Source organism: Proteus vulgaris (genome assembly GCF_016239305.1).
Classification (GTDB): Bacteria; Pseudomonadota; Gammaproteobacteria; order Enterobacterales; family Enterobacteriaceae; genus Proteus; species Proteus vulgaris_C.
Genome location: NZ_JAEHOQ010000008.1, coordinates 1 through 20,767, shown reverse-complemented (window position 1 = coordinate 20,767; position 20,767 = coordinate 1). Strand labels below are relative to the sequence as shown.

Below are 20,767 nucleotides of genomic sequence, written 5' to 3'. Positions count from 1 at the left end.
CTGTAACGCAATCATTCATTATTGCTTTAACTCATTTCTCCATTATTCTTGCCTAATAATCCAAAGATACCCTTCCAGTCTCAGATTCTTTTAATCGTTGGATATCTTTTAAAGGGGCTAGACCAAATAATCGATGATATTCACGACTAAATTGTGATGGGCTTTCATATCCCACGCTAAATGCAGCTTCAGAAACGTCTGCCATTTCAATTAACATAATGCGTCGGGCTTCATTAAGGCGTAGCCATTTTTGATATTGTAATGGTGTCATACCCGTTCGATTTTTAAAGTGGAAATGAAATGAAGAGGTACTCATTCCTACTAACGTGGTCAAATCTTCAATACGGATAGTGTTTCGATAATGTAGCTTAATCCAATCAAGAGCATGATTAATTTGACGGCATTGAGGATGTTGCGATGCCAATAACTGCTGCCTTGCGCCACCATTTGATCGTAATAGGTAATAAAGGATCTCTTTTTGGATCAAAGGAGCAATGAAAGGGACATCTTCTGGTGCATCAATCAGTTTAATAAGTCTAGTGACTGCTTGTAATATTGGTGCTGTGGCGGGAACAACTTGTTGAGCTCTATGTTGATTGTTCTCTTGTAATAATTCAAATCTATTCTCAGCTAATAATTCAGGTAATAAAGAGAGATCTAATTTAAGTAAGATAGCTAAAAATGGCACCTCTTTAGATGCTTCACAGACTTTAGCAAAAGTGGGTATATCAGACGATGTCAAAAGCATATTCATAGGGCGATAACAATTTGTTTCTAAGCCTATCGTTATTTGTTTTGCACCTTGAGCCGCAATAGCCAAACTTGGCTCATACATCCACCCTTCCGATTCTGTCGTTACTGTATAGTGACACAACGCTAATCCAGAAACAGCCGTATCCCAACCTCCTTCTTTATCTTTCGTATGGGAAAGGAGCGTTTTTTTAAATTCTTCGAACTCAATTAAAATTGGCGTTGATAAATCGGTGGTATTCATTATCTCTGGATCTTCTATTTAACCTCTGCATTCCTTACATTGTATTATTAAACGGTATGAAAAACTTTCTTTTGAAAAGACCGCTTATTGCTTCTTATCGACTTTAGAATTACACCGCATAATAGAAATGTCTTATTGAGCATAATATCTACTGATAACCATTTATTTTTTATACATTTTCATCAAAAAAGAAACAACTTGATGCAGTCTTGAGCAAACGGTGTTTTTTTTCATTTTTTTACTTTACAAGGTGCCAAAGGATAGCTATTATTCGCCTCGTTCTCACGAGAACACGCTTCCTCCATAGTTCAGTCGGTAGAACGGCGGACTGTTAATCCGTATGTCACTGGTTCGAGTCCAGTTGGAGGAGCCAGATTTAGAAAAGCCCACACTATTACAGTGTGGGCTTTTTGCTTTCTAACTTTTTATTTTTTACTTTTGTTTTTTGATCTCATTTTCTCTAAGTTTTAGAGATAGCTTTCTATAACTCAATCACTAATAAAAACTCTCGTTTTCATGTATTCCATATTATCTAGCATGATTTATTGAATTATTTTTATCTTAAAGTAACCTCATTTGATTTAAATCCCATAAATTAGTTATTTTTTAACCACTTAAACTATTATTTCACTTTTTTTACTTTACAAAGTTCATCACCCTCGCTATTATTCTTCTCGTTCTCACGAGAACACGCTTCCTCCATAGTTCAGTCGGTAGAACGGCGGACTGTTAATCCGTATGTCACTGGTTCAAGTCCAGTTGGAGGAGCCAAATTTAGAAAAGCCCGCGCTATTGTAGTGCGGGCTTTTTGCTTTCTACCATCCGTATGAACCATTTCATTCTCTTTTCCGTTAATGTGTTTTTTTAAGATCTCTATTTTACTGTTGAGCATGTTGCGTTCTTTGTTTTTATTCATTCTTGTAGAAAATCTCACCTCTTTATCAGAGCATCCGTTTTAGAAATACACAAAATGTTGCTTATCTACGCACTTAAATAAATATCAAGGATTGTCCTTTGACATATCAAAACGACCGCTATATGATACACGCCACTTAATGTTATTCCTCCATAGTTCAGTTGGTAGAACGGCGGACTGTTAATCCGTATGTCACTGGTTCGAGTCCAGTTGGAGGAGCCATTTCTATTTGTGTCACCCTCGTAACTCTTTGATTTTACTCTCTGTTTTCCCTTACGGTACTCTATAATAAATAATAAAAAATACGATTAAATGGTAGCTATTTAATCGTTTTCGTATTAGCATTCGTTTCCGGCTTGACTACTTAGTCCAATCCAATCCTTGATCTTTCGATTTTCCTAAGACACACGGAGCCGGTATATGACCACTACACAACCTATCACTCTCACTATTCGCCGTCCTGATGATTGGCATGTTCACTTTCGTGATGATGACATGCTAAAAACTGTTGTTCCTTATACCAGTCGTTATTTTGGCAGAGCCATTGTCATGCCAAACCTTGTTCCACCCGTAACAACCATTGAAGCTGCTCGTACTTATCGTGATCGTATTAAAGCGGCTATTCCTGCTGGTGATAACTTCGAACCTTTAATGACTTGTTATTTAACGGATAGCACACTGCCTTCAGAAGTCGAACAAGGTTTTTTACAAGGTGTTTTCACCGCCTGTAAGCTTTACCCTGCAAATGCAACAACAAACTCAAGCCATGGTGTATCTGATATTACAAAGATTTATCCAATCTTAAGTGTGATGGAAAAAATCGGTATGCCATTGTTGATCCACGGCGAAGTTACTGCTTCACATATTGATATTTTTGATAGAGAAGCGCGTTTCATCGATAGCGTTATGTCTCCTGTACGCAAACAATTTCCTGAGCTAAAAATAGTTTTTGAACATATTACAACCAAAGAAGCCGCTCAGTATGTGTTAGAAGGAAATGAATTTCTCGGTGCCACCATTACTCCGCAACACTTGATGTTTAACCGCAATCATATGTTAGTTGGCGGTGTTAAGCCTCATCTCTATTGCCTACCAATTCTTAAACGTAATGTTCACCAAGAAGCATTAAGACAAGCAGTAGCATCTGGAAATTCTCGCTTTTTCTTAGGAACAGATTCTGCACCACATTTGCAACATCGAAAAGAGTCCTCTTGCGGCTGTGCGGGTGTATTCAACGCCCCTACTGCATTAGCCGCCTATGCAACCGTATTTAAAGATCTTGATGCATTAGCGCACTTTGAAGCATTCTGTTCACTCAATGGTCCACATTTTTATGGGTTACCTGTAAATGAAGGTACCATTACGCTAACAGAAAAAACCATTGAAGCACCTGCTAAAATTCTTTGTGGTAATGAAGCACTTATCCCATTCTTAGCAAATGAAGATATTCACTGGGATATTACTGTCGATTAATCTTGCCCCTTGATATTTATCTAAAATGCACCATATAACATATGTTCGACTGTTAATGGTGCATTACTCTTTTATCAGAGCCAGCACACATTTTTTTGTTACAACAAAAATTTATCTTTTTAATCATGATAAATCTCGTATACTGAAAAGTAACCACATTGTGTGGGAGCTTCTCTCTTAGTCAAAACCGGCTGTATGATTAGGAGGTATTATGAGTAGAAAAAATGAAGTTATACAGACACATCCTGTTGTAGGCTGGGATATCAGTACTGTTGACATCTACGATGCCATGATGTTGCGTTTACATTATCTCCCTGAAAATGAACATCATCCAGAAAATGCAGTTGTAGATAAGACACTTTGGCTCACAACAGACATAGCTAAACAGTTGATTCATATTCTTCAAGCAGGTATTGATAAAATTGAATCATCTGAAGATTCTGTTTCAGACAACACCAAGCATTAATAAAAAGATCGACAAAAAGATAGCGAACGCAAAGCAGGAGTACAATGTACTCCTGTTCTCATTTTTATTATTCAACATAATTATCTCTTATATATTATCCATTCGTAAATTTCATATCATAAAAAATAATTAACAACATTAATAAATAAATCATTATTTAATACAAGAGTAATAATAATTATTTTATTCGATATATCTTTAGAAAAATAATATATAAGCCGAATTGACATAAAATGAAGTTATCTTTATTTTAATAAATTAATAAAATAGAAACAAACAAGGAAGTTATTTGTGAAAGTATTAATTATTGATGAGTGTTTCTTTACTCGTAATGGTATAAAACATTATTTCTCTAAGAGAAATATAAGACATGAAATTATTGATGTATCATCTATACAAGAAGCCAATAATTATATTAATCATTCTATGCCTGATATTATATTTATTGATCTTACTCGATATTGCCGAGAAATAGCACACTGCCAACATTTGCAACTTTTTTTCATTTCAACAAAAAATTGCCGACTTTATCTCTACATTGATGCAAACTACCCTGATAAAGAAAGACCTATCGCATTGACAAATAACTGTTTTATCCTTCCAAAAAGAGTACTTCCTTGGGTGCTTGAAAAAACCTCTTTATTCACATCACGATGCCAAGTATTTTTTCCAACATATAAACACTCTATGTGTTCTATTTTCAGCACACAAGAGCAAAAAATTATTAATTATTGGATGAACGAATTACCTAATCACCAAATAGCTAAAAAGCTACGTATTAGTAATAGCACGGTATATTCACACAAGAGACACATTACTGAAAAAATTAACGTAAAAAATAGAATTGAGTTATTTTTCATATATAACATTTTAAAATACATATATGAAAAGTAGTCTTGTACCTTTTACATTATAAAATAAACAAAAGAAAAAAGGAGTCCGATTCCTATTATTACTCACTGTAAGTATGGTGACGAATAGACGTGTTAGTCACCTTAAATTTATTATAATATTATGTATGTAGGGTACATATGATATTAAAATAATTAAACTAATCTTATGTCTATTTTATAATATAAAAATAAGCTATTTATTTTGTTATCACTTCACTCTCCATTTTGAAGAGTGAAGTGATGGGTTAAAACTAAAGGCAGATAATTAAGCGATACGTTCAATTTTAGCGGGTAAACCTTGACGAACAGAGGCACCCGATACCCAGTCTAACCAAGTATTGGTTATCTCTCTTGTTGGATCAGCAAACCCTAAATCATTAAGGTTGATACCATTACCAATACCTTTATCCATCGGTAAAGGTTGTTCATCTAAATAATGTTGACGAGAGCCTAATTCTTGATGCCCATAACCATGTTCAATCGCTAAAACACCTGGCATCACACCATCGAGTAAACTAATCTCAGCTTCAACTTGCCCACCAGGTGTTACAATACGAACCTTATCACCATGGCTAACACCCCATTTTTTACCATCTTGAGGATTAATTGCGACCAAGTTGCTCGGTTTCACCATTCGTAAACGTTGGATCATACCCGTTGAACTACTCACCACATGAGACTTAAAGGACATTAGTTTTAATGGCCATTGGTTTTCAGGGTAATGCTGATGAATATCACTACCATCTGAAAGACGTGGTGGATAATAAGTTGGACAACCGCTATAACGTTCTCCCGTTATTGCATGATGGTTTTTCGCAACTTCTTCATTCCAAATTTGTAATGGTTTTTTCCACTGAGGCCCCGTTTCGTCACCATTCCATGCTTTGTCATAAGGAGCAAAACGACCGCCTCGGGTATAAATATATGCAACACGCAATACTTCTTCATTTTTTAATGTGGAAGTCATTGCTGGCAAAATTCGATCAACACCACTCAACAAAATATCTTCATTAGTCGCAGGTGCAACTGGCTTTTCACCCATAAACGCCATATTAGCAGCAACACGTAAATAGTAATCTTCTGCACTATTGATTGGATAGAAATTTCCATCCATATCTTCAATAGCTTTATCACCAAAGCCGGGTAAATCTAAGGCTTTTGCAACAGCAATACAGAATGTTTCCATTGAGATTGGTTGACCTTCCGCTGTTTTAGCAACACGAGGTTCAATAATCGGCCAACGTGCTGTACTTGCTTTCACTTGAACACCAGACCAAGGCGCACTAAATCCCCAACTTTCAAAGTTATGTGTATCAGGAACGATATAATCTGCCAGTGCCGTTGTTTCATTCATAAAGGCATCAATACCAATAATTAAAGGCAGATGCTTCGGATCCTTAAGACGCTCTTCCATTACTTGACGAATACCAGCAATCCCATAAACAGGATTGGTCATATTCGTGATCCATGCTTTTAATGAATAAGGATAACCCGCTAATGCAGAACCCAATTGCTCAGTTAATTGCCCCGCTGCAAACGGATACCAAGGTGCTTTTGCCGGATATGGAGATTCCCCTTTCTCTACACGCTCACGATATTCATCCGATTTTTCATAGGCTGCTTTACTACGTGATAACACCATACCTTTGGGTTTTACTTTCCCCTTAAAACTATCCATTTTGTAACAAGGGCCATCTGTTGCGCCGTTAAATTTACCGCCACCAACAGATACTCCACCTTTAAGGTTTAAGTTACCTATTAGTGCATTGAGCATAATCACACTCCAAGCAGTATAAAAACCATTTCCTCCCATCATACCGCCATGAGAGATAACGGCAGCTTTTCGTCCATAAGCGGTGAATTCACGGCCTAATGCAGCAATGGTCGTTTCTGGTACTTTACAACGCTCACTATATTCAGCCAGTGTCATACGTTTAGCTGCGTCATCAAGTAATTGAAAACTTGATTTTACAGTCACTTCGGTGCCTGTTTTTAAAGTGACTTTATACGTAGCAAATAATTGTGCTTTATCAACTTGTGTTGCAGGAACTAATTCACCATCTAGTGATAACACTAAGTTTTGCTCTTCCCCTTCAGCAACATCATTAAAATGCGCCGTTGTGAGCATTTGTCCTGAAAGTGGATGCTTTTCATCACTGATCACAAGGTGAGTCGCATTTGTCCAGCTCTTCTCACCCACATTTTTCATTGAAACTTCGCTAGGTACTGACAGATAGTCTGCATTGTAGCGCTTGTTTTCAATGATCCAACGGATCATTCCCATCACTAAAGCAGCATCCGTTCCCGGTTGAACAGGAACCCAGTGACCGTGATCGTTCGCTAACGTAGTGGTTAACGGTAATGCTGGCGCCACCACAACATAGTTAAATGAATCACGAATACGTGCATTAGCTAATTGGCGGCCTTGGCGTTTAAATGGGTTGCCTGATTGTGCAGGTGAGGTTCCTAAGAATAGTGCAAACTCAACGTAATCCCAATCAGGTTTAACGTGGGCGTTTTTATCTAAATCGTTCATTAACGCGCCAGAACCAGCTCGATACGCTAATCCACAATAAGAGCCATGAGCACCAAAGTTTTTACTACCAAATGAATTTTGAGCGAAGCGACGAATAAACGTATCACGTCCATCATCACCTGCATTTGTCATTAATAATTGGTTAGCTTTAGGGCCTAATGCGGGTTGTTTGGGATCGATCAGAGTCTCTAAGTCACGGATGGCACGTAAACCATCAACATGACCTTCCCCGAATAAATCACCGCCTTCAACAATTTCTTTGATCAATTGTTCAAAACTGATGCGTTTCCATTTACCTTCACCACGTTTACCGATTCGTTTCATCGGTTCAAGAATACGTGTTGGGCTATCAAGGCTTTCCATCATGGTTGCGCCACGCGCACAAGCCGTAGAGCGATTTTCTAACCCACTTTCACCACTCATTTTTTCAAATGCTTCTTTAATTGGCATGTTGTAGCCAAAATGATGATCATGAGAAAGTGGATGATAAGGGTTACCAGCAATACGTAACACTTTATTGTTTGCTCTATCAACACGGGCACGAACACCGCATTGCGTCCAACAACCAAAACACTGGGTCATACAAACAGATTGATCAGTATTCGCTTGCCATTTTTTCTCTTTAACAACCTTACCTTCAGGTAATAATGAGTTGCCATTGATCCTGTCAAGTGTCACCTTGCCCGATGTGCCATCAACTAAACCATCTACGGCACGTTTAGCAACATCACGGTAGCTGGCAGCAAATGCGGCAATACCACCTATAACTAACCCACCTTTAAGCCATTGACGTCTTGTAAACTTAGCCATGCTGCACTCTCCTGACAACCCAACGAATACTTTCTCTAAATATGATGGTTAACGCTATCCACAATCCAAATGTTCCGACAATTGCCATCAGACCATCATTGCCTAGCGTAAATTCATAAGGATTTGTAATAATGTTATATTTGGGAATATATTGCGCTCCCATTAACATTAACCAGCGTAATACCCACGCAAGCCCCATTGATACAAATGCCATAATGGTAATAAATACAACCGAACGGGCTTGTTTTGCCATCAAAAGTCCCATCACGAGAGCGATAATCCATAGTGCGATAACACCCATAGCACTCCACCAGCCAAGACTTCCCATTGCTAATTGCTGCCTAATGGCTTGACCTGAGATCGTATCGCCTGCAATCCAAAAGCCCGTACACACTGCTAATAACATTAATGAACTTATAAACCACATCGCTAATTCACGCTGATGTGCAGGTTCACGACGCGTTCCTAATGCCAACAATGTTGGTAGTACTTGCATTGCACTAAAGAACAGTAGGATCGGTAACCAATAGGTATACAACACAGGTCTTGCTTTTAAGATAGAAGCTTCGCGCCCTGTATATAACAGCAAACCAATTGCAGTTAATGAGCAAGCTAATGCAACCCAACGTGTTAATTTATATTCACGTTTCCACACTAAGCGAACAACCATTGCCACAAAATAAAGCATGCTAAACGCTGAGAATAATGGCAATAACAGAGAACCCCATGCCATCCACGACCACGGTGTTGGATAAGCATAAAAGTGCCATACACGCGCTGTTTGGTGTAAATCTGCTGTTAAAGCAAGCGGTGCCGTAATACCAGCAGTTACTGCAATAAATACCGCAACGGCTTCTAAACGTTGATTACCTGCACGACCTTTCCAACACTGCCAACATGCGTAAAGTGTTGCACTGCAAGCAATACCAATAAAAAAGAAATACTGCACAGCCCAAGGCAACCAAAAATATTCTTGCGGGATCGCCATCACTTCTTGAATTTGAGAAACTTGCGGGATCATGAGTGAACCTCCTGCTGCCATAATGCGGGTTGTCCTTGACCTACTAACGGTTGTACAAATGCATCATTGAGACCGAGATAGAAAACTTGTGGTAATGTGCCACTTTCTGGTTTTAATACTTTCAGCTCTTTCTCATGTGTACGTAGCATTTTGCTGATAGTGCTATTAGGATCTTTCATATCACCGATAATACGCGCGCCACCAACACAGGATTCGACACAGGCAGGTAATAGACCGACTTCAAGGCGATGTGCACAGAAAGTGCATTTATCCGCAGTTTGTGTTGAGTGATTAATAAAACGTGCATCATAAGGACATGCTTGAACACAATACGCACAACCGACACAACGTTCATTATCAACAACAACAATGCCGTCTTTACGTTGGAAAGTTGCTTGGACTGGACAAACTGGCACACAAGGTGGTTCATCGCAATGGTTACATAATCTAGGTAGTAAGACGTTAGTTATCCCCTCTTGCCCCTTGATAGCAACCTGATATTGGTTTACTGTCGTCCTAAATTGCCCTTGGGGTGTCTGATTTTCAATATTACAGCTCACAGTGCAGGACTGGCATCCTACACAACGGCGTAAATCAATCAGCATGCCATAGCGTTTATCTTCTGAGCCCTCACGACGCTCAGGTGATAATTTAATGCCGGCTTCAGCTAAAGGAACCAGTGAAGCACCCGCAGTAAGGACCCCTAATTGTTGTAAAAATTTTCGTTTTCCAAGATCCATATTTGTCTCCAGCATCACTCAACAACACAATCTCACAATGAGTGAAGGAAATAGAAAGTAAAAGTATGTGTTTTGTTATAAGTGCATTGTAAAAATTACTGAAGACAACACCTATTGTGGTTTACCACATACCGGGTATGAACTTGATCCAAAACAATATTTAACATTAGATATTTATGACGATAAAACAGATAATTGGGATAAGAAACGCAGTAACTATCGGATTATTACTGCTCTTTTTTGTACTTCCTCTACACGCCATCGCAAAAGAGTGGAACATTGGCGTCTTAGCCTTACGGGGCGATGCTTCAACACAAAGACACTGGTTGCCTCTTGTTCAAACATTAAATGAACAATTCCCTTCAGAAACGTTTGTGTTAGTTCCTTTAAACCTGGAAGAAATGAAGCTAGCGGTAGCAAAAAAAAATGTTGATTTCTTACTGACAAATCCTGCGCAATTTATTCAATTGGATAATGCTTTTCCATTACGCTGGTTACTCTCGTTACGCTCTGGTTATGAGCCTGATAACACAACACGAAATGTGATTGGTAGTCTGATTTTAGTTCGTAATGACAGCCCAATTACCTCTGTTCACGAACTAATAGGAAAGCGTGTCGGCGCCATTGCACCTGATGCTTTCGGTGGTTATCTTTTAGGTTATAAAACGCTACGCGAAGAAGGTATTGATCCCGATAAAGATTTCACATTACGTTTCACTGGTTTTCCCGCCGATGCCTTGCTTTATCTCTTACGAGATGAAGATATTAACGCGGCAATTATTCCCGTCTGCCTACTAGAAAATATGGATAATGAAGGGTTGATTCGAAAAGGTGATTATCGCCCAGTGATTTCCTATCAAACTAACACGCCGTGCTTAACTAGCACCCCCTTGTATCCTAATTGGTCATTTGCAGCGTTAGACACTGTGCCTGATGAGCTAGTCGATAAAGTGACTCGCATTTTACTCACGGATGATAGTAAACCTATGAAATGGGGAGCTCCTGCGTCACATACACAAGTTGAAAACTTACTCAGAGAAGTCAACCAACATCCACGACAAAGGCAACTTTGGCAAGATGCAAAAAGTTGGGCAATTCAACACCAATTTATAATTGGTCTTTCGTTGGTTGCTATTCTTTTTCTTATTTTAAACCAAGTGTGGATTAGCTATTTAGTAAGACGTCGCAGTCAGCAATTAGAGCATGCCCATAATCGATTAAGACAGCAAAAAGAAGAATTAGAGCATGCTCAACGCTTAAATATATTGGGGGAGATGGCTTCAGGATTTGCTCATGAACTTAATCAGCCTCTTTCTGCCATAAAAAGTTACGCACAAGGCAGTGTTATTCGCCTTAAAAAAGAAAATGAGTCACACCCACTATTACCTGCATTGCAACAAATAGACAAGCAAGCACAACGCGGTGCTGATATTATTAGAAATCTACGTTTATGGGTTGGAAAACAGACACCTAACACAGATACGATTACGCTTTCTCATCAAAATATTGCGGAATGTATCCACCATATTTGGAAACTTTTACGTGTAGAAGAAAAATATCCACAAGTTTCACTGAAAACCAATGTTGATGAACATGATACGCTGTGTTTACCTGAAACCTTATTAGAGCAAATTTTATCGAATTTAATCACCAATAGCCTGCAAGCTGGTGCGAAACACTTGAAGATAAGTACACACAAAGCACCAGATAGATTGCTTGTCGTTATTGAAGATGATGCAGGCGGAATGAGTCATAGTCAGCTCGAACAACCTTTTTCCCCATTCCAAACAACAAAAACGGAAGGGCTTGGATTAGGGTTAGTGATTTGCCAGCGATTATTGCTTTCTCAAGGTGCGGATATTCACATTGAAAATCAACAAAACGAGCAAAATAATGTCGGATTAAAAATCACGCTTATTTTCCCTAATAAAAATAAATAACGGAGAAAAAATGCCCACTATTCACCTTGTTGATGATGATCTTGCTGTCACTGATGCTTGTCAGTTTTTATTAGAAAGCTTAGGTTATTCAGCCCATGTTTGGAATGATAGCGAATTCTTTATCAACAACGTTAATCTCTATCAACAAGGAGTTGTGCTGTTAGATATGCGAATGCCAAAACCTGACGGTAGACAAGTCCACCAGCATTTAATTGATAAACACAGTACACTTTCTGTAATTTTTTTAACGGGTCATGGTGATATTCCTATGGCCGTTGAAGAGATCAAAAAAGGAGCTATTGATTTTTTACAAAAACCCGTTGATAGCAATGCATTATTATCTGCCCTAGATGCTGCATTTCTTGAAACAAATACCCGTTTTACAGCACATGATATCCGTCGTCGCTATGCATCATTAACCCCTAGAGAAAAAGACATTGCTTATTATGTTATTCAAGGTTTAATGAACCGAGAAATCGCTGAAGTTGCTTGTGTTTCAATAAGAACTGTTGAAGTACATCGAGCCAAAGTGATGGATAAAATGGCAGCTAAAAATATTGCTGAATTGGTGACTGCATTACAAGGCATTGAAATAATTTCACCTAATTTATGACAAAATTTCTTATCTGCGCCAAAAAGTGTCACAATATAAGATATTCATTGGAAAAATAGTAAATAGATAGGCTTATGATAAAGTCACCTTCATTTAAAAAATCATTTTTGCAGCCTAAGTATTGGCTGACTTGGTTTGGGATCGGAGTACTCTATATTCTGGTTTTGCTTCCTTATCCTGTCATTTATTGGCTAGGCACACGCCTAGGCCGTTTCTCTAAAGTTTTTTTAAAAAAACGTGTCCAAATAGCGAAACGAAATCTTGAACTTTGTTTTCCACAAATGCCTAAAAGTGAACGAGAAGCTTTAGTTAATAAAAATTTTGAATCTGTTGGTATGGGATTATTTGAGACTGGAATGGCTTGGTTCTGGCCTGAATGGCGAGTTAAGCGCTGGTTTAAAGTCAGCGGACTTGAAAACATTTCAGCGGCTCAAGAAAAAGGACAAGGCATCTTACTTATTGGGATCCATTTTCTTACTCTTGAACTAGGTGCTCGTATTTTTGGTATCTATAACCCAGGAGTTGGTGTTTACCGCCCTAACGATAATCCTGTTATGGACTGGCTACAAACATGGGGTCGATTACGTTCTAATAAATTTATGATCGATAGAAAAGATGTTAAAGGCATGATCCGTAGTTTAAAAGCGGGTGAAATTGTTTGGTATGCACCTGACCATGATTATGGTCCACGTAAAAGCGTTTTTGTACCTTTGTTTGCTGTTGATAAAGCGGCAACAACAACGGGAACTTATGTTCTGGCAAGAATCAGCAAACCCGCATTAATTCCATTTACGCCCAAACGCTTACCTGAAGGTAAGGGTTATGAGTTAATTATTTCTCCGGCTGTTGCTGATTTTCCTGTTGATAATGAGGAAAATACTGCTAAAGCGATGAATAAAGTGGTTGAACAAGAGATTTTACGTGCACCAGACCAATATATGTGGTTGCATCGTCGCTTTAAAACCCGCCCAGAAGGTGACGCTTCTTTATATAACGAAATAAAGAAAGTACACTAATCACTAATTGGCTGTTTTATTCCAAAGCAGCCTCTTTGCAATATGACAACACGCTGAAACTACAATAATAAAATCAACAACAGCACAAGCTGTAAACTCCTGCAAAAACACATTATAAGAGCAAGACCTATCGCACTTATTCTGTATCATGGCTATATTCTTATTCACTATAAATAAGAAGACCGATGCGTTGTCACAATATTCAACGTCACCACGGTTATGTTCAGCCTATTTTCTTGGTTTACTCTCTCGTTCTCGGCTAAAGGAGTAACATGGATCTCAAGCCCCGAAATAATTCTTGGAAACGTAATCTTTATATTGTCTGGTTTGGTTGTTTTCTAACTGGCGCAGGTTTTAGTTTGATTATGCCTTTTCTTCCTTTATATGTTGAAGAATTAGGTATAACCGATCATGAAGAGCTTAACCTTTGGACGGGTGTAGCTTTTAGTATTACTTTTCTTTTTTCTGCTATTGCTGCCCCTTTCTGGGGAAAATTATCTGATAGGAAAGGCCGAAAATTAATGCTATTACGCTCTGCCCTTGGCATGGCAATCGTCATGGTATTAATTGGTTTTGCACAAAATATATGGCAATTACTGGTATTACGTGCCTTGCTGGGTGTATTAGGTGGCTTTGTTCCTAATGCTAACGCACTAATTGCAACTCAAGTTCCTGTCAAAAAAAGTGGGTGGGCATTAGGTACCCTTTCAACAGGTGCTGTAAGTGGCGCTTTAATCGGTCCTTTAATTGGAGGAATGCTTGCCGATCTCTATGGTTTACGTCCTGTCTTCTTTATTACTTCAACGGTTTTATTTATTTGTTTCCTAGTCACCCTCTTTTTCGTGAGTGAAAACTTTACCCCTGTTTCTAAAAAAGATGCACTAACTACAAAGCAAGTGTTTTCGTCACTAAAAAATAAAAGGCTGGTTGTTTGCTTATTTTTCACCACCATGATTATTCAAGTTGCAACAGGTTCTGTTACGCCTATTTTAACGCTTTATATCCGTGAATTAACTGGCCCTATTAGCAATCTTGCATTTATCAGTGGTGTTATTGCGTCAGTTCCTGGTATCGCAGCACTTATTAGTGCCCCTCGCTTTGGTAAGTTAGGGGACAGAATTGGCCCTGATAAAGTCCTTATTTTTACTCTAGGACTCTCTATTTTTATGCTAATTCCAATGGCGCTGGTCAGTAGTTATTGGGAACTTGGCGCACTACGTTTTTTACTTGGTGCGGTCAATGCTGCCATGTTACCTGCAGTACAAACGCTTATTCTCTATAACATTACCCCAGCTATTGCGGGTCGAATCTTCAGTTATAACCAAGCACTAAGAGATGTTGGAAATGTTACAGGACCGTTAATGGGTGCTTTTGTTGCTGCAAGCTATGGATTTAGAGCTGTTTTTTATTTCACCGCAGCTGTTGTCTTTTTTAATCTAATTTATTCTTGGTTAAGCTTTAGAACGCCACAAGAAAAGTAGTTAAAAAATCCACAAATAAGATCAGTTAATAGTTTTTTTTCTTCAAAAAATTACACTTTTACATTTAAAGGCCTAATTGTTAGTTTTTTTATTCTGTTTTTTGTAATTTATTGTTTATTAAGAACATTCTTAACACCTATTTGTTAAGACTACTAAATTTTTCTTGTCCTCTTTTTTCAAAAAATTGCAAGGTTAACTATTGTAAAATGAGATTTTTATCGACTTTTGCACCAAAAAATGGTTTATAAAGTATTAAATATACTTTTAGTCGCTAAATTCTGACAGAAGTATGTTAAAAATATATTAATTAAATGCAGTGAACACTGATAACAAAATGAAATAATTTTGTTTCATCACTTGCTAATATTTTGTTCTTTTTACTTGCAAACGACCTGTAGAGGTTTTTTTTGGGAATTTAAGATGCAATCTACTCACTCAAAATCTAGCCGAACTTTCTTTGGCCACCCATATCCATTAAGCTCCCTTTTCTTCACTGAAATGTGGGAACGCTTTTCTTTCTATGGTATTCGTCCATTATTAATTTTATTTATGGCGGCAACTGTTTATGAGGGTGGCATGGAAATCCCCAGAGAGCAGGCATCTGCTATTGTGGGTATTTTCGCAGGCGGTGTTTATTTAACATCGCTACCAGGGGGTTGGTTAGCTGATAACTGGTTAGGTCAGCGCCTAGCTGTATGGTATGGCTCTATCTTTATCGCATTAGGGCACCTATCCATCGCACTTTCTGCGTTTTGGTCACAAGATCTGTTCTTTATCGGTTTATTACTGATTGTATTGGGTACAGGGTTATTTAAAACCTGTGTCACTGTGATGGTAGGAACCTTATATAAAAGGGATGATACTCGCCGTGATGGTGGATTCTCCTTATTTTATATGGGTATCAATATGGGCTCATTTATTGCACCACTAATCACGGGTTTCTTAGTGCGTGATTATGGCTGGCATTGGGGCTTTGGTATCGGCGGAATTGGTATGCTTGTTGCGTTACTGATTTTCCGCTTTTACGCAGTACCGACCATGCGCCGCTTTGATAGCGAAGTTGGTTTAGATTCAAGCTGGGATCGCCCTACGGTTGTTCGTCGTAATGTCGGTCAATGGATTTTAGCATTATCTGTCGTTCTTATGGCAATTGTTGGCCTGATTATTTCTGGTGTTATTCCTTTTAACCCAGTTGCTGTGGCTAACTTTATGGTCTATGTGATTTCCGGTAGTGTTATCGCCTATTTTATCTATTTATTCCTATTTGCTGGATTAAGTAGTAGTGACCGTTCTCGTTTATTTGTTTGTTTCCTCTTATTGGTTTCAGCTGCCCTTTTCTGGTCTGCATTCGAACAAAAACCGACATCGTTTAACTTATTTGCCAATGACTATACAGACCTAAACTTTATGGGCTTTGAGATCCCTGCAGTTTGGTTCCAATCTGTAAACGCCCTGTTTATTATTGTTCTTGCGCCTGTCTTTAGTTGGTTATGGCCAATGATGGCACGTAAGAATATGAATTTAAGCAGCATCACTAAGTTTGTGATTGGTATTTTATTTGCAGCGGGTGGCTTTACCGTCATGATGTTTGCATCTGAAAGCGTTATCGCGACAGGACAAGGTGTTTCACCACTTTGGTTAATTGGTAGCATTTTATTGCTGACATTAGGTGAATTATGCCTAAGTCCAATTGGCCTTGCCACAATGACTATTTTAGCCCCAGCAAGAATGCGTGGGCAGGTCATGGGATTATGGTTCTGTGCGAGCGCATTAGGTAATTTAGCTGCTGGTTTAATGGGTGGAAATATTCGTCCAGACAAATTGGATGTTATGCCTGATTTCTTCTCTCATGTTTCTATCGCACTAGTTATTTGTGCCGTTGTTCTTGCTGCACTGATTATCCCAGTTCGTAAGATTTTACAAAACGCAGACAGCAAAGAGAAAGCGCAAGCTTAATTTCACTTGTTCGTTAGAAGCCATGCCTCGTTTATTTAGGCATGGCTTTTTGCTTTTATACTTGTTATTTAACAGGTGATTTTTATATATTGCACAGAGTATTTAAAACACTTAATCTCATTATCTTCTATTTATTGATAGTTTATCACTAAGGTAATGGAATGACTGTTCTTCCTATTTATTATGTTAATGCCTTTTCCTCTACACCTTTTTCAGGAAATCCTGCTGCTGTTATTTTGTTAGAAAAATGGTTGCCTGATACCACCTTAATTACACTTGCCAGTGAAATTAATTTACCTGAAACCGCCTTTTTAGTGGGTAATCACATTCGCTGGTTTACACCAAAAATGGAAGTACCGTTGTGTGGACATGCCACATTAGCCACCGCATTTGTATTAAAAACGATTAAACACGCTCCAGATAATGTATTTAAATTTCATTCGTTTTCTGGTGAGCTCACAGTCTCTTGTCAAGATTCATTCTTTACACTTGATTTTCCGTCCATTCCTGCAACGTTAAATAACAGCATAAAATCACAACTCGAAATACAACTAAATTTAACCATCAATGAAGTTTGGCAGGCGCGTGATAGATATGTTTGCTTTTTGTCTGATCCTGATACGGTGATTAATTATCAACCTGATTTTGCTCAAATCGCACAGTTAGATTTACCCGGCGTTATTATTACTGCTAAAGGCAATAAACCTTTTGATTTTATTTCTCGTTTTTTTGCACCTGTAAAAGGGGTAAATGAAGATCCCGTTACTGGCACCTCTCATTGTGTGTTAGTGCCTATTTGGAGTAATAAGCTAAATAAAAAACAATTACACGCAAGACAAGTCTCCAAGCGAGGTGGAAATATCGACTGTGAATTAAATAATGGTCGTATTTTACTTACAGGTGATGCTGCTCTTTTTCTAACAGGCGAAATTACCTTTTAATTACTGACGACACTATCAGCCATTCATCTACTTTGCTTTCAATTTACTCTATTTTATACTGTGGGTAATTTCCCTACAGTATCAAAAAGAAAAGGCTTTATTGTTATGTCTATCTCTGACTTATCTCCTGAACTACAAGATAAAATTAAAAATTCAGTTACTCGCGTTTCTAAAGTTATCTTTCCAACCACAACCAATCATCACTCTACACTCTTTGGTGGTACTGCATTAGCTTGGATGGACGAAGTGTCATTTATTACCGCTACACGCTTTAGCCGTAAACGTCTAGTGACTGTTTCAACCGAAAAAATCAACTTTAACCACCCAATCCCTTCAGGCACGATTATTGAGCTAGTAGGTGAAGTTATTCGTGTTGGGCGCACCAGCTTAACTGTTAATGTCTCTATTTTTCTGGAAAATATGTACGCTGAAGGACGTGAAGAAGTGATCCATGGCCAATTTAATTTTGTAGCTGTCGACAATGCCGGTAAACCTACGCCATTATTCGAAAAATAGCCTCTTATAAAGAGTATAATCTCGCTTTTGACCTGCCTTAATTAAAAAGTACATGATTTTATTGTGTCGTAAATTATTCTTAGTAATAACAAGACATTAAAATAATTAATTTAAATGGATATTTTTCAATCAACAATAAATATTCAATAAAATCAAATAATTATAAGATTACTAACACGTAAGACAAGAGTTATCCACAGTTAATGTGGATAACTGCATACAGCAGAGATTTAGAGAACACAGATTTTTATCACTAAAAATTCAATCTGACAAACTGTTAATTTCATTCCCATTTTTGCACTTTCAGCAATAATAATATCAATAGAATGTGAATATCTTTGCCCCACTTCAAGCGCTAAATCGATGGAAGGTTCAATGAGCAATATTGCGCCAATATCCTCGTTATCTACAGAAATGTCAGTAAGCGATCTTATTTGAATTATTGGCTTCATTTTATTGTTAGCAATTTCTTGTGCTTTATTTGTGGCAGCTTGATTTACTCTTACTTGCTTTTCAATACAGCCACCACCAGAATGAAGATAAATCATAATTGTCTCATTATAAAAATAAAGGTCGTTATCCTTATTATTCAAATCGACAACAGAAAAGCCAGTCAATCCTATAAGAAAAAACGACCTTATTTCTCATTATTATTCTAAACAATGTAATTCAGTAAACGCTTACCAACCATAAGAAACACCTCCACCCACAACACCACGATCTTCCGTATTCCATGAAGCTGAAACGCGAATAATTGCACTTTCTGTTATTTGATACTGAGCACCTGTTGCAAGTGCATTGGCATCTCGATAATTACCAACGCCCACACCTAAACTAAAAGTGTGAGCCGTTACATAGGGAATATTCGCCATAGCTGCAACGGAAGCAATACCCGCACTTGCTCTTTTATCTGCCTTATCAATTTTATTATCCATATTTTTAAGTGCGATATCGTTATCAATAAAGATATTTTTAATTTTATTATTGGTATATTCATTCGCAATAGAGATAGAATCATGCTTTGATCTTTCGATATATTCCTTCAACGATTCATCTCTCTCACTAATAATGTTATTAGTAGTATTTATATACTCATTTCCTTTTTGAGTAATATACTTCTCACGCTCCCTTTTTATTTTTTCATTATTTTTACCAATAAATCCTTCCATACTTGAAGCTATTTTACTAATTTCTATATCCGTATAACTATTGGCGCTTTTTTCTGATCCTTTAACTTGCTCTTCTGTTGATATCGCAATTTCATCTCTAATATTACCAATGTGCTCAACTATTTCTTCATCATACTCATTAATTTTAAAATCAGTATATTCTTTACTACTATTTTCAATTTCAACAAATCTATTATTTGTATAATTTTTAATATCATTTTCAGAATCACTAATTTTATTATTAGTATGCTTTTCTATTTCTTCTTTTATATCATTGACTTTATTGTCAGCATAAGACTCAACACCAGCTTTTATTTTTGAAAGTTTATCTTCGGTATAAAGATAAAATTCATTTTTTTCATCATTGATATAATTAACAATAATATCTTGATGTTCGTTTATTTTGCTGTCGGTATAGTGATTCGATTTTTTATTTGCATCATCAGCTAATACCTTTGCTTTAGATTCACTTTGTTTCAATACAGCTTCATTTGCTTTCGAAATATCGTTTTGTATTAGTTTGTTATTTTCATTTATTTGTGTTGTGGTTGTTTTGAGTAGAGTGTTTTTTTCTTGCTGAATTTTATCATTGATGACGACATTATTGTCACGAATACGCTTATCAGCTTCGATAAGAATATTATTTTTCTCTTCTTGCAGTTGAGAAACATTCACTGCATCTGTATCTTGTGTTCCTGCTGCAACATTAATAATTTGTCGCTGATTTTTATCGCTACCTATTGATAACGTATTATCTCGATTATTACTGCTTTTATCACCTAGGATAATAGCATTACTTGCTGTTCCTGATGACTTACGCCCAATAAGAACCGAATTTTCAGCGCTATCTGAAAGATGACTTCCGCTACCTAATATTACCCCATTTTCCGCATTATTTATTGCGCCTTTACCTATGCTAATTGCATCCTTACCTTCACTATAAGCTTGAGAGCCAATAGAAAGAGAACCTTCGCCAATTGCCATTGCCCCACTTCCTAATGACAATGCATTATCTCCTATTGCCGTACTTTTATGACCGATTGCCGTTGCATTTTCACCTTCAGCACCAGCATTAGCTCCAATCGCTGTTGATTGGTCTGAATGTGCCCACGTATTATATCCAACCGCTGTCGATTCATTACCATCTGCTTTACTACTCCCACCTAATAAAGTGGTATTATTGGCATAAGAAAATGTAGATGAAAATAATATAATAACCAATAATTTCACCTTGAAACTTATATTGCAAATCATATTTATATCACTCCATAATTAATAAACTCATA

At 37.5% G+C, this 20,767-nt stretch carries 16 protein-coding genes and 3 tRNA genes; 13 read left to right on the top strand and 6 right to left on the bottom strand.

Going from position 1 to position 20,767, the window contains the following annotated elements; all coding sequences use genetic code 11:
- Nucleotides 1-52: 52 nt before the first annotated feature.
- The gene (locus tag JEP40_RS07560; protein WP_198623056.1) at nucleotides 53-994 is read right to left on the bottom strand and encodes an AraC family transcriptional regulator; all 942 of its coding nucleotides are present in this window, start codon (nucleotides 992-994) and stop codon (nucleotides 53-55) included.
- A gap of 297 nt (nucleotides 995-1,291) precedes the next feature.
- Here JEP40_RS07560 and JEP40_RS07555 point away from each other — a divergent pair.
- From JEP40_RS07555 to JEP40_RS19215, 6 genes are all read left to right on the top strand, one after another.
- Nucleotides 1,292-1,367: transfer RNA gene (locus JEP40_RS07555), tRNA-Asn, on the top strand.
- Nucleotides 1,368-1,689: 322 nt separating this feature from the next.
- Nucleotides 1,690-1,765, top strand: a tRNA-Asn gene (locus JEP40_RS07550).
- Between the two features lie 291 nt (nucleotides 1,766-2,056).
- A tRNA-Asn gene (locus JEP40_RS07545) sits at nucleotides 2,057-2,132 on the top strand.
- Nucleotides 2,133-2,330: 198 nt separating this feature from the next.
- The gene (gene pyrC / locus JEP40_RS07540) at nucleotides 2,331-3,383 is read left to right on the top strand and encodes a dihydroorotase (RefSeq protein WP_198623055.1); all 1,053 of its coding nucleotides are present in this window, start codon (nucleotides 2,331-2,333) and stop codon (nucleotides 3,381-3,383) included.
- A gap of 211 nt (nucleotides 3,384-3,594) precedes the next feature.
- Nucleotides 3,595-3,849 (top strand): biofilm formation regulator BssS, encoded by a 255-nt coding sequence (gene bssS, locus JEP40_RS07535; protein ID WP_064720401.1) that lies wholly within the window; start codon nucleotides 3,595-3,597, stop codon nucleotides 3,847-3,849.
- 291 nt (nucleotides 3,850-4,140) lie between these two features.
- On the top strand, nucleotides 4,141-4,743 hold the full coding sequence (locus JEP40_RS19215; protein ID WP_198623054.1) for a response regulator transcription factor: 603 nt from the start codon (nucleotides 4,141-4,143) through the stop codon (nucleotides 4,741-4,743).
- A 264-nt stretch (nucleotides 4,744-5,007) separates the two neighbouring features.
- Here the strand turns inward: JEP40_RS19215 and ttrA are convergent, their stop codons facing one another.
- From ttrA to ttrB, 3 genes are read right to left on the bottom strand one after another with little or no spacing between them, the layout of a single operon-like run.
- Nucleotides 5,008-8,088, bottom strand: coding sequence for a tetrathionate reductase subunit TtrA (gene ttrA, locus JEP40_RS07525; RefSeq protein WP_198623053.1), 3,081 nt, complete (start codon nucleotides 8,086-8,088; stop codon nucleotides 5,008-5,010).
- Nucleotides 8,081-9,109 (bottom strand): tetrathionate reductase subunit TtrC, encoded by a 1,029-nt coding sequence (gene ttrC, locus JEP40_RS07520; protein ID WP_198623181.1) that lies wholly within the window; start codon nucleotides 9,107-9,109, stop codon nucleotides 8,081-8,083. The genes ttrA and ttrC overlap by 8 nt, the downstream gene beginning before the upstream one ends.
- Nucleotides 9,106-9,849 (bottom strand): tetrathionate reductase subunit TtrB, encoded by a 744-nt coding sequence (gene ttrB / locus JEP40_RS07515; protein WP_332873066.1) that lies wholly within the window; start codon nucleotides 9,847-9,849, stop codon nucleotides 9,106-9,108. Before ttrB ends, ttrC begins: the two co-directional genes overlap by 4 nt.
- Before the next feature lie 176 nt (nucleotides 9,850-10,025).
- Here ttrB and ttrS point away from each other — a divergent pair, with 176 nt between their 5' ends.
- The 7 genes from ttrS (at nucleotide 10,026) to JEP40_RS07480 (ending at nucleotide 18,312) form a co-directional block, all read left to right on the top strand.
- Nucleotides 10,026-11,789, top strand: a complete 1,764-nt coding sequence (ttrS, locus tag JEP40_RS07510; protein ID WP_198623052.1) for a tetrathionate respiration histidine kinase TtrS — start codon at nucleotides 10,026-10,028, stop codon at nucleotides 11,787-11,789.
- A gap of 10 nt (nucleotides 11,790-11,799) precedes the next feature.
- Nucleotides 11,800-12,402, top strand: a complete 603-nt coding sequence (ttrR, locus tag JEP40_RS07505) for a tetrathionate respiration response regulator TtrR (RefSeq protein ID WP_075673842.1) — start codon at nucleotides 11,800-11,802, stop codon at nucleotides 12,400-12,402.
- A gap of 74 nt (nucleotides 12,403-12,476) precedes the next feature.
- Complete coding sequence (locus JEP40_RS07500; RefSeq protein ID WP_198623051.1) at nucleotides 12,477-13,418, top strand: Kdo(2)-lipid IV(A) acyltransferase; 942 nt, start codon at nucleotides 12,477-12,479, stop codon at nucleotides 13,416-13,418.
- A 272-nt stretch (nucleotides 13,419-13,690) separates the two neighbouring features.
- Nucleotides 13,691-14,899, top strand: coding sequence for a multidrug efflux MFS transporter MdtG (gene mdtG, locus JEP40_RS07495; protein ID WP_198623050.1), 1,209 nt, complete (start codon nucleotides 13,691-13,693; stop codon nucleotides 14,897-14,899).
- A gap of 420 nt (nucleotides 14,900-15,319) precedes the next feature.
- Nucleotides 15,320-16,855, top strand: a complete 1,536-nt coding sequence (locus JEP40_RS07490) for a peptide MFS transporter (protein WP_198623049.1) — start codon at nucleotides 15,320-15,322, stop codon at nucleotides 16,853-16,855.
- A 161-nt stretch (nucleotides 16,856-17,016) separates the two neighbouring features.
- On the top strand, nucleotides 17,017-17,796 hold the full coding sequence (locus tag JEP40_RS07485) for a PhzF family phenazine biosynthesis protein (protein WP_198623048.1): 780 nt from the start codon (nucleotides 17,017-17,019) through the stop codon (nucleotides 17,794-17,796).
- Between the two features lie 105 nt (nucleotides 17,797-17,901).
- Nucleotides 17,902-18,312 carry an acyl-CoA thioesterase gene (locus JEP40_RS07480; RefSeq protein ID WP_198623047.1) on the top strand — a complete coding sequence of 137 codons (411 nt, stop codon included), beginning with the start codon at nucleotides 17,902-17,904 and terminating at the stop codon, nucleotides 18,310-18,312.
- A 230-nt stretch (nucleotides 18,313-18,542) separates the two neighbouring features.
- Here the strand turns inward: JEP40_RS07480 and JEP40_RS07475 are convergent, their stop codons facing one another.
- On the bottom strand, nucleotides 18,543-18,860 hold the full coding sequence (locus JEP40_RS07475) for a hypothetical protein (RefSeq protein WP_198623046.1): 318 nt from the start codon (nucleotides 18,858-18,860) through the stop codon (nucleotides 18,543-18,545).
- Between the two features lie 132 nt (nucleotides 18,861-18,992).
- On the bottom strand, nucleotides 18,993-20,735 hold the full coding sequence (locus tag JEP40_RS07470; protein ID WP_198623045.1) for a YadA-like family protein: 1,743 nt from the start codon (nucleotides 20,733-20,735) through the stop codon (nucleotides 18,993-18,995).
- Nucleotides 20,736-20,767: the final 32 nt, after the last annotated feature.